This window comes from Bradyrhizobium sp. USDA 4341 (genome assembly GCF_054063755.1).
Genome location: NZ_JBSSGO010000002.1, coordinates 6,566,898 through 6,577,682 on the forward strand (window position 1 = coordinate 6,566,898; position 10,785 = coordinate 6,577,682).

The window sequence follows — 10,785 nt, forward strand, 5'->3', positions numbered from 1 at the left end:
TTGCCTGAAGCTGGGCGCCGGTCTCCCAGACGCACAGGACCAGGCACTTTGTCGACCACGATCCATCGACCGAAACGCATTTTGCGCAAAGTGGGGTGGAGAACATTATGCGCTTCGGCTCGGCCAGATTAAGAGGTGGAAACCCCAATGTTTGCCTGTTCCGATCCTTCTTGTGCAGACCAACGGCGCGCGGGAACGAATCGTTTGGCTCTGCCTGCATCGTTTTGGGTCGATTCCCTCGACTGTGATGCATCTTGGGTTGCATCTCCAGCTCCGTATTTTGCGGATTCCGGCGAAAAAGCCACCAAGTTCCCTTGGAGGGTACGTCAACGCAGTTTCGAGTTGCGCCTATCTCTAGCTGGTGGTCTGTGCTGTTTATCGGCCGCCATGGCTCAATTCGTCGGCTGACCTACGGTTAAGGAACGGCAAACACGTGAAAACGATCTTCTCGACCTCCTCGGTTCACCCTCGCGACCGATTTGATTATTGGCACAGCCTCGCCTGCAAGGAGATCGTAGGTCATGACTCTGTGCCGGAAAATCGGCCGACGTTTCAAGCTGAGATCAAGGCCGCGAAGTTCGGCAACCTGGACCTCGTTGAATTCAGCAACTCGCCGATGCAGGTCTCTCACACCTTGGCTCATGTCGAGCGCACCAGACCCGACACGGTGTTCCTGTGTTACCAGTTGTCGGGCAGCATCCTTGTCGTCCAGAACGCACGCGAGGTTAACCTGGACGCCGGTTCGCTAATGCTGCTTGAGCCGCGCTTGCCTTATCATGCGAGGTTTTCGCCAAACTCGAAGACCCTCCTCATCAAGGTTCCGCGTCGTGAGCTACGGGCACGGATCGGTAGAAATCGCGATTTGATCGCGCGACGGGTGACTGCCGAGCGGGCGGACGATGATCTGGCGCTTTCGATCGCCGCAAAACTGCCATCGCTCGCTGGGAGGACAGCTTCCATAACGGAAGAAATGGTCGGCAATCACGTGCTCGACTTAATCGGATTATCCATTGCGAGAACAATTGGGAGCGCTACCGTTCGCGTCTCGAATCCAAAAGCGATATTGCTGGGACGGATTCGTTCAGTGGTGGAAGCGAGGCTCACCGATCCCGAACTCGACGGACAGAAGATTGCCGATATCGTTGGAATAAGCGTCCGATACGCCAATGCGCTTCTTGCCGAACAGGATTCCTCGCTTCACCGTCTCATTCTGTCCCGACGGCTCGTGCGTTGCCGGTTTGCTCTTGAAGAGCCTAGCCAGGTCCGTCGAACCATAGCTGAAATTGCACAGGGATGGGGGTTTTCGGACATGACGCATTTTGGCCGCTGCTTTAAAGCGGCTTATGGAGTTTCACCCCGCGAGTATCAGAAAGCGGCGGCGCAGTCCCGGCAAGGTGGTCGTCTCTGACCCTACGGCGCCAATGAGTCCACATCCTAAAGCGCGATGAGATCAGGTTGAATCGTCATCGCGCTTTAGCTCTTTGTTTGAGCATGGTCTTTTCGGAAAACCGCTTCGTACTTTTCCGGATCATGCTTTAGCTTTGTAGCCCGGATGAAGCGCAGCGAAATCCGGGGAGCATGCGTGAAGGTCCCGGCTATCGGCCACGTCCCAAAGCGCGGCCATGACGGCGTGGAAACGTCAATTGCACAAGTCCGCAAATGCCATATGCGATAGCCGGGGCGAGGGGCGTCTGCACGATTTCTGGATAATCGAAGAATACCGCTGATTTGCCCGACAAGTCAAGTTGCCGTATCCGCGGGCTACTTTGCATGGGGTTGTTTTCGATATTTTGGCAGTCTCGTAGGGTGGGCAAAGCCGCTCTCGCGCCGTGCCCACCATCAAGAGCCGCACACGAAGAGGCGGGCGCGCTTTGCTTTGCCCGCCCCGACGCATTTGCTCACCCCGCCCGCATCTCGGCCTTGATCATGTCGGCGGCCTTCTCGCCGATCATGATGGTCGGCGCATTGGTGTTGCCGCCGATCAGTGTCGGCATGATCGAGGCATCGACCACGCGCAAGGCCTCGAGCCCGTGTACGCGCAGCTTCGGATCGACCACCGCAAGCGGATCGCCGGTGCCCATCCTGCAGGTGCCGACCGGGTGATAGACGGTGTCGGAGCGCGCCCGCAGGATGTTGCGGATGTCGTCGTCGGTGCGGACATCTGATGTGAACATGTCCTTCTGCTGCAGCGCGCGCAGCGCCGGCGTGTCGAGCAGCCGCTTCGTCATCTTGAAGCCTGCGACCATGGTCTCGACGTCGCTGTCCTCGCCGAAGAAATTCGGATCGATCGCGGGGGCTGCGAGGGGGTCGGCGCTGTTCAGCCACACGCTGCCGCGGCTTGCCGGGCGCAGCAGGCAGACATGGCAGGAGAAGCCGGTGCCCCAGCGCGGCTTGCGGCCGTGATCTTCCACCATGGCCATGCAGAAATGCAGCTGGATGTCGGGGACGTCGAGCTCAGGTCGCGTCTTCAGGAAACCGCCGCATTCGGCGACGTTCGAGGTCATCGGGCCGCGCCGCTCGCGCCGGTATTGCCCGATGCCCTTGAGGATCCGCCCGATGCCGCTCCACGACAGTCCCGAGAAATAAGGTGCGTCGGAGGCGAAGCCGAACACGAAATCGGGGTGATCCTGCAGGTTTTGTCCGACACCCGGCAGATCATGCACGCTGGCGATCCCATGCTTGCCGAGCGCCGCGGCGTCTCCGACGCCCGACAGCATCAACAATTGCGGCGACTGGAACGCGCCGGCCGAGAGGATGACCTCGCGCCGCGCGCGCAGCACCTTCTTCTCCTTGCCCTGCATGTATTCGACGCCGACGGCACGCTTGCCCTCGAAGATGATGCGGGTCGCCTGCGCCTGCGTCTCGATCCGCAGATTTGGCCGGCGGCCCATGTGGGGATGGATGTAGCCGCGCGCTGCGCTCCAGCGCTCCCCATTCCTCTGGGTCACCTGGTAGATGCCTAAACCTTCCTGTTCGGCGCCGTTGAAATCGTCGCGGATCCGGAACTGCGCCTCGCGCGCGCCCTGCAAGAACGTCTCCTTGACCGGATTGTCGGACTGCAGGCCCGTGACGTTGAGCGGCCCGCCCTTGCCGTGATATTCGCCGTCGAGCTCGGTGTTGTTCTCCGAACGCTTGAAGTAGGGCAGGACGTCGGCGTAGCTCCAGTCCGTGTTGCCGAGCGAAGCCCAGTGATCGTAGTCGGCGCGATGACCGCGGATATAGACCATGGCATTGATGGCGCTCGAGCCGCCGAGCCCCTTGCCGCGCGGCTGATAGCCGATGCGGCCGTTCAGGCCCTTCTGCGGCACCGTGTCGAACGCCCAGTTGTTGAGCTTGCTCGAGAGCATGAGAATGATGGCGCCGGGCGTGGTCACCACCCAATTGTCGTTCTTGCCACCGGCATCGAGCACCGCCACCGAGGTCGCCGGATCCTCCGACAGCCGCCCCGCCACCGCGCAGCCGCCGGAGCCGGCGCCCACCACCACGAAATCGAATGTGTCAGTCACGTATGTTTCCCCCTGGTTATTCTTCTTTGTCATTCCGCGGCGCGCGCAGCGCGAGCCCGGAATCCATTTATCCGCGTCACTGCGGCGCGATGGATTCCGGGCTCGATGCTTCGCATCGCCCCGGAATGACGATTACGACAACAACCGCATCAGCTTCTCCAGCCGCGCGACCTTCGCGCCATAGGGCGGATAGAGATCGGCGAGCCGGTTGAAGCGCGAGCGGTAGAACACCGGCTTCAGCTTGGTCAGCGTCTTGAATCCCCATTCGCCGTGATAGGCGCCGGTGCCGGACGCGCCGACGCCGCCCATCGGCTGATAGGCCTGCGCGAAATGGAACAGGCAGTCATTGACGGTGACGCCGCCCGATACCGTGCGCGCCAGCACCTGATCGCGGGCGGCGTTGTCGGTGCCGAACCAGTACAGCGCCAGCGGGCGGTCGCGCCGGTTGATGAAGCCGATCGCCTCGGTGGCGTCGCGAGTGCCCATGACCGGCAGCAGCGGTCCGAAAATCTCCTCCTGCATCACGGTCATCTCGGGCGTCGCATCGACGATCACGGTCGGCGGGAATTTGCGCCTCGCCTTCCACTCGGGATCGTTCGGCGCGGCCGGCTGCATGATGGTCGCCCCCTTCGCGGCGGCGTCGGCGACGAGGCCCTCGAGCCGGGCATAGTGCCGGTCCGAGACGATCGAGGTGTAGTCGGGATTTTTCGGATCGGTGCCGAACATGTGCTGCATGTGGCCCTGCAGCCGCATTGCAAACGGCTGCACCGAGGCTTGCGGCACCAGCACGTAATCGGGCGCGATGCAGGTCTGGCCGGCATTGAGCAGCTTGCCGTAGGCGATGCGCTGCGCGGCTTCGTCGAGGTCGGCGGAGCCGTCGACGATCGCGGGCGATTTGCCGCCGAGCTCGAGCGTCACCGGTGTCAGGTTGCGGCCGGCAGCTTCCGCGACCAGCCGGCCAACGCGGGTCGAGCCGGTAAAGATCAAATGATCGAACGGCAGGGCGGCGAAGGCCCTGGCGATGTCGTCGTCGATATCGGTGACCGCGAGCTCGGTGCTGTCGAATTTCTTCTCGATCACCTCGGCCAGCAGCTCGGCGAAACGCGGCACCAGCTCGCTCGGCTTGATGATGGCGCGGTTGCCGGCGGCGATCGCCGCGACCGCGGGCGCCAAGGTCAGCTGCAGCGGATAATTCCAGGGCGCGATGATCCCGACCACCCCGAGCGGCTGCGGGATCAGCCGGTTCCTGGCCGGCGCGAACTGCACCGTGGTCGGAATCCTCTCGGGCGCCATCCAGCCCTTGAGGTGCTTGGCCGCATGCTTGATCTCGCCGAGCACCAGCATGGTTTCGGCGATCGCGGTCTCGACGGTGGAGCGGTGGCCGAAATCGGCCGAGATCGCCGCCTCGAATCGCGCCTCGTTCTCGGTCAGCGCGGCGCGCAGGCGGCGCAGCCGGTCGAGCCGCGCCTGCAATGTCGCCGCCGGCTCACTGCGCGACAGCTCGAACTGGTGGTGAAAGGTGTCCTCAAGCGCATGCAGCCCCGGGCTCTTCAATGGCCGGTCCATGGCGATTCCCCTCGAATGACGTGTCCTTGACGGATTTTGTTGGCGCCAAGCTCCGCTTTTGCGCGCGATCTGGCAAGAGCCGGTTCCCGGCGGTAAATTTGCCAGGAAAACCACCGATTTCGGCGTCACAAAATCCTCAAAAACCCGCATCCGGGGCTTTCCAAACCGTACTCACGTTGATACATACCCCTCGCACCCGATGGCTTCGGCCCGGGTCGCCTTCTCAGGAAGCCCTCCGGACGGATCGATCGGCGCCATCTGATGCGTTGGCCGACCGGCTCGGGCACTCTTTCTGCAAGGCACGCAACGGTTTAACGCGGGGTGGAGCAGCCCGGTAGCTCGTCAGGCTCATAACCTGAAGGTCATAGGTTCAAATCCTATCCCCGCAACCAAGTTCGACACGGAAACCCAGCAATCTGAATCGATTGCTGGGTTTTTGTTTTTCGGGTCGAACGTCGCCGCAACGCAATCAACGACTCGGGTTTTCGTGGGTTCGAAACACCTGCAACCTCCTGCGGTCGGCATCACGACACCGGGCGCGAACAGCGGAGGCCAACTTGCCTTGGCCATCTCGTGTGGCTTGATTGGGGGATACCATCGATCTCGCCGATCAATCGGATGATCGACGCCGTCAACTCGCGGGATCGTCTCGACGATGTCGGCGGGTGGATGGCCCTGACAGTCGTGTGAGCCGAACGAGGGGAGGTCGCTGCGGCGGGGGGCGTTCGGTATGGTGCGCCATTGACGAGGTGCTTCGGTGAACCACCAAGCGTGCAGGCGATGCGCATCCGGATTTCAACCGCGCTTGCCTCGATGCGTTGTCGACACAAGCCCGATCATTTTTTTTCCTTGTCGGCGGTGTCGTCCACATTGCCTCCATTGTCGACGCATTTCTTGAAATAGTCGCGTTCGGCCTGTCCGTTGCCTTTGGCGCTGCCCGCCGCCGGATTGCCGGGCTGACGTGGTGGAAAGTTCTTCGCAACGAGCGCATTGCATTTCCTCGCGACCTCAACGGTGACGGCTGATGTCTCGGTTGGCAAAAGCAGGGGAGCTACCAGCGAGAATGCAAGAGCGGCTCGCTTGAACTTCTGTTCGGCGCGCATGGTTACCCTCCCTTGTGTGCTGTTGACGCGGCGTGATCCTATCGCGAGGTGCAAAACAGGCAATGGTCGATCGCGCAACCCGTTCACGCCGGGGTCCGCAAATCAGCGCCTTGCGAGCCCTGGATCAATGCGAGCCCTGGACCAAAATGACCGCAAGGCCTGAGCGGGTTAGGGGCGTCGTCTGATGCGGCACGTACGATCCTCCGCCGGAGGATTAATCTTACGCTGCAATAATTGCTGTCCTGATCGACCTTCGCACTGCGCCTGCAAGCTGATTTTGGCTACATATGCGGATCATATTTTGAGTAGGCTATATGACGAAAAAAAGAGCATTAATAACCGGCGTAACTGGTCAAGATGGTGCGTATCTGGCCGAATTGCTGCTCGCGAAGGGCTATGAGGTTCATGGCATCAAGCGACGGACCTCGCTTTTCAATACCGACCGCATTGATCATCTCTACCTCGATCCACACGAGCCGGATCCACCGTTCCGACTGCACTATGGTGATTTGACCGACTCTTCCAGTCTGATCAGGATCGTCGGCCAAGTACAGCCGGACGAGATCTACAATCTCGCCGCCCAAAGTCACGTGGCCGTTTCGTTCGAGGAGCCGGAATATACCGCGAATTCGGACGCTCTTGGCACGCTGCGAATCCTCGAGGCGATTCGGATCGTGGGGCTCGAGAAGAAGTCCAAATTCTACCAGGCCTCGACGTCAGAACTGTACGGCCTGGTGCAGGAAGTCCCGCAGAAGGAGACCACTCCGTTCTATCCGCGGTCGCCTTACGCCGTTGCCAAGCTCTACGCCTACTGGATCACGGTGAACTATCGTGAGGCGTACGGAATGTATGCCTGCAACGGAATCCTGTTCAATCATGAGTCTCCCGTGCGGGGCGAGACCTTTGTCACCCGAAAGATCACACGAGCCTTGGCCCGCATCCACCTCGGCCTTCAGGAACGCCTTTATCTGGGCAATCTTGACGCGCTCCGCGACTGGGGGCATGCGCGTGACTACGTCGAAATGCAATGGCTGATGCTGCAGCAGAATACGCCGGAGGACTTCGTCATCGCGACCGGTGTGCAGCACTCGGTTCGCCACTTCGTCGAGGTTGCCGCGGGCGAAGTGGGGATGCGGATCCGCTGGGAAGGAACGGGCGTCGATGAAAAGGGCTATGATGCCGCCACAGGCAAGTGCATCGTGTCCGTCGACCCACGCTATTTCCGTCCGTCGGAGGTCGCGACCCTCTTGGGCGATCCCTCCAAGGCGAAGGAGAAGCTTGGCTGGTGGCCCAAGACCTCGTTCGAAAGCCTGGTGCGTGAGATGATGCAGGAAGATCTCGCGTCAGCGAAGCGAGATGAACTGATCAAGCAACACGGCTTCAGATATTATCCGCGTCACGAGTGACGGCAGCCCAGAACGCCGTCTGGCACTTGTAGAGGCGGGGGCCCCGAACGCTTTCCGTCGACCACACGCAGCGGGGCGTCCCGATGCCGTCAAGGCAGACGGATGGCGTCCTTCACCGAGATAGCGTCGGGCGGGCCAGCGGTCATCGCCGCATGCGTTTCGGACGGGGCCGGTGCGTTTCGCATCGCGCTCATCTCGAGCGCCCAGCGACCGACGATGGCCCGACGATCCCAACGCTCGAGTGAACGCTTCCGTCCTTCGGCTCCGAACGCCGCGCAGAGCGCCGGATTCTGGGCAAGCGCGCAGATCGCATCGGCGAGAGCCCGCGTGTCGCCGGGCGAAACGACCATCCCGGCACCCTTGACCTCGTCGGCCAACCCCGTTCCTTCGGTCGCCATCGCGATCACCGGACGGGCGGAGCCGAACACGGCCCCAAGCTTGGATGGCAAGACCAGATCAGCCGCCTCTGCCTTCTGCGGAATGAGATGCACGTCCGCCGTCGCCATCAACTCGTTGAAGCTCTCGTTGGGTTGCAGTCCGAGAAAATGAACATTGGAGCGGCCGGCCGCCATTTTGAGCAACCTCGCCTTGTCAGGCCCCTCTCCCGCGAGGATGAAATGAATTTCGGGATGACTGTGTTGCAGCATGGAGGCGGCGTCGATCACGAGATCGAGCCCCTGCTTGTTCGACATCGTGCCCGAATAGAGTCCGACGATATCGCTTTCGCCAATGCCGAATTCACGCCGATACCTGGTCTGCCTCGACCGAGGAAAGATCGCGCTCGTGTCGATCCAGTTTCGGATCTCGAGGGTCCGCTCCGCAGGAACGCCCTTGGCCAGCAGCCGGTCGACCATCTGCGGTGAAATCGACGATACCCGGTCGAACGACTGAAGAATGCGAGATTCGGCCCCGAGCATTATCTTGCGAAGCACGCCGTTTCGAAGCAGTCCGAGATCAAAGGCGGCATCAACCTCGAAGTCCTGCACATGGAGCCAGGACTTCACACCGATCCGCCGCGCGACGAATGAGACGAGCGCGGACGACATCAAGGAGGGAGCGGTGGACAGCATGACGTCGGGCCGCCATTCGAGCGCCTTCGTCAGCATCGGCAGCGCGGTCGTCAACGCAAACGAGGCATGGTGCAGCAGCCTCTTCGCACCCGTCGGCTTCCGCGGCACGTATATCGGGGCGCGCGTGATCTCGACACCATTGACGTTCCGAGCCCTGAAATAGTGGCTGTCGAAGCCGGCCGGGATTCGCCAGGCGGGATAATAGGGCGGTGCAGTGATCACTCTGACCTCGTGTCCTTCGGCCACAAGGCTCTCACAGAGCTCCGTGTTGTATTTCGCGACGCCGATCAGATCGGGCGCATAGTTGATTCCGACCAACAGAATACGCATCAAGTACAATCCAACTTCTAAAACTGGAATCGAAAAATCGCGTCTCGAAAAAAGGGTTGATCTCGTCAGTCGCCGGAATTGCCTTCCAAATGACGACCGTAGCCTTTTAGAAAATCCTCATATGCCCCCGCCAGTCCGGTCGGTAGCGGGGTAGTCGAACGCCAGCCCAGTTGGCGAATCCGCGAACTGTCGAGGAGCTTGCGGGGCGTGCCGTCCGGCTTGGACGTATCAAAAACCAACTTGCCCGCATAGCCCACGACCTTCGCTACCATGTGGGCAAAATCGGCGATAGAGACTTCGTCACCACTGCCGACGTTGATGGGCAGATCGTTCGAGTAGTTCTTCAAGAGGAAGACGCACGCATCGGCGAAGTCGTCGACGTTGAGAAACTCACGAAGCGGATTGCCCGTGCCCCAGACGGATACGGTCGGGGTCCCTGCCAGCTTGGCCTCGTGGAAGCGGCGTATCAGCGCCGCCGGCACGTGACTGTGCGCTGGATGATAATTGTCACCGCGGCCATAGAGGTTGGTCGGCATCACCGATATGAAATCGTCACCATGTTGCCGCCGGTGTGCCTGACAGATCTTGAGGCCGGCAATCTTGGCGATTGCGTACCATTCGTTGGTCGGCTCGAGCGGCCCCGTCAGCAATTCACTTTCGGCGATCGGCTGCCTGGCGTGCTTGGGGTATATGCAGGACGAGCCGAGAAACAGCAGGCGCCCAACGCCGATTGCATGACTTGCGCGGATCACGTTGAGCTCGACCGCGAGATTGTCGCAGAGAAAATCGACGGGGAAATTACTGTTGGCGGCAATACCGCCGACCTTGGCGGCGGCATGGATCACGACGTCCGGACGGTTTGCCTCGAGCCACCGCAATGTCGGTTGCTCCTTCGCAAGGTCGAGCTCTCCGCGATCGGCATAAAGGAGGGTGCAGCTCTCCGACGCGAGGCGGCGCATGATGGCCGAACCTACCATTCCGCGATGGCCGGCCACGAAGACCCGCCTTCCAGTCAGATCGTAGGAGAACCCCCCTGACATAAATTAACCCTTGCCTACTGAAATCCGAATGCGTCACGGCCGCCGCCAGGGCCTTTCAATGCTTGTGGTCCCCGGCGTTCGAAACCGAGCCGGGCAGCCGTTCCAATACTCCGTACCAATACGACGGCCGGTTGTAACCGAACGAGTATATTAATGATGAAGATGCGAAGAGATCCTCAGGGGGGACAACGCAATGACGGCCTGTTCTCCCAAATGCGGCCAAATACGCGACAGTAAGAGCAGCACAACCTATCTCAAAGATGGTGGATGAAAGTTCGAGAATACCAACAGCTCAAATTCAGCCGGCCAAAGGCCGCAATGCCGGGGATGCCGGTCCGACCAAATATGCAATAATTCTCCGCCCAAGTTAAGGTCCATTACGTCTCCCTCTTCAAGGGAAGTGCCGTTCCAGCACCCGAAAATTTACGGGCAGAGCCACGAGGCTACGCGCTGTCGGGCGACCACGGAATCTTACGGGGTCGGAAAAGTCTCTTCCGCGTGCTCGGCAAAGTGCAGGAAATTCTCGTTCGAGCCACGGGGCGCACCGACTATCACATTCCTGAGTTTCCCCTGACGGGGTGGTACGACACGCATGCGGCGAGAGAGTAAGTCAGGACAGGTCCGGACTCGCGTGACCACTGGATCATCTCAACCCGAGAGATGAGAATCCGTCGACATCCAGCGTTTGCGTCGATTCGTGGATGAGCCGCTCGATCTGCAATTGAGATGTCTGCAACCGCGGACCCCAAATGCCGCCGTCGAAC

At 60.7% G+C, this 10,785-nt stretch carries 7 protein-coding genes and 1 tRNA gene; 3 read left to right on the forward strand and 5 right to left on the reverse strand.

Annotated elements, in window-relative coordinates; all coding sequences use genetic code 11:
* The first annotated feature begins 433 nt into the window (after positions 1-433).
* Positions 434-1,408, forward strand: coding sequence for an AraC-like ligand-binding domain-containing protein (locus ACVIGB_RS37090; RefSeq protein ID WP_456718959.1), 975 nt, complete (start codon positions 434-436; stop codon positions 1,406-1,408).
* Between the two features lie 490 nt (positions 1,409-1,898).
* Here ACVIGB_RS37090 and ACVIGB_RS37095 read toward each other — a convergent pair whose 3' ends face one another.
* Together ACVIGB_RS37095 and ACVIGB_RS37100 are read right to left on the reverse strand one after the other, a co-directional pair.
* Positions 1,899-3,506: a GMC family oxidoreductase gene (locus tag ACVIGB_RS37095; protein WP_456718958.1), complete on the reverse strand. Its 1,608-nt coding sequence runs from the start codon at positions 3,504-3,506 to the stop codon at positions 1,899-1,901.
* A gap of 132 nt (positions 3,507-3,638) precedes the next feature.
* Entirely contained in the window at positions 3,639-5,072 is a 1,434-nt protein-coding gene (locus ACVIGB_RS37100; RefSeq protein ID WP_456718957.1) for a coniferyl aldehyde dehydrogenase, read from the reverse strand.
* Between the two features lie 315 nt (positions 5,073-5,387).
* On the opposite strand from ACVIGB_RS37100, the gene ACVIGB_RS37105 reads away from it, so the two are divergent.
* Positions 5,388-5,464 (forward strand) — tRNA-Met (locus ACVIGB_RS37105).
* Positions 5,465-5,908: 444 nt separating this feature from the next.
* Here the strand turns inward: ACVIGB_RS37105 and ACVIGB_RS37110 are convergent.
* On the reverse strand, positions 5,909-6,175 hold the full coding sequence (locus ACVIGB_RS37110) for a hypothetical protein (protein WP_456718956.1): 267 nt from the start codon (positions 6,173-6,175) through the stop codon (positions 5,909-5,911).
* A 314-nt stretch (positions 6,176-6,489) separates the two neighbouring features.
* Between ACVIGB_RS37110 and gmd the strand changes: the two genes are divergently transcribed.
* Positions 6,490-7,581, forward strand: a complete 1,092-nt coding sequence (gene gmd, locus ACVIGB_RS37115; RefSeq protein WP_456718955.1) for a GDP-mannose 4,6-dehydratase — start codon at positions 6,490-6,492, stop codon at positions 7,579-7,581.
* Positions 7,582-7,670: 89 nt separating this feature from the next.
* Here the strand turns inward: gmd and ACVIGB_RS37120 are convergent, their stop codons facing one another.
* Both ACVIGB_RS37120 and ACVIGB_RS37125 read right to left on the reverse strand, forming a co-directional pair.
* Positions 7,671-8,981, reverse strand: a complete 1,311-nt coding sequence (locus ACVIGB_RS37120; RefSeq protein WP_456718954.1) for a WcaI family glycosyltransferase — start codon at positions 8,979-8,981, stop codon at positions 7,671-7,673.
* 65 nt (positions 8,982-9,046) lie between these two features.
* On the reverse strand, positions 9,047-10,021 hold the full coding sequence (locus ACVIGB_RS37125; protein WP_456718953.1) for a GDP-L-fucose synthase family protein: 975 nt from the start codon (positions 10,019-10,021) through the stop codon (positions 9,047-9,049).
* Positions 10,022-10,785 lie beyond the last annotated feature (764 nt).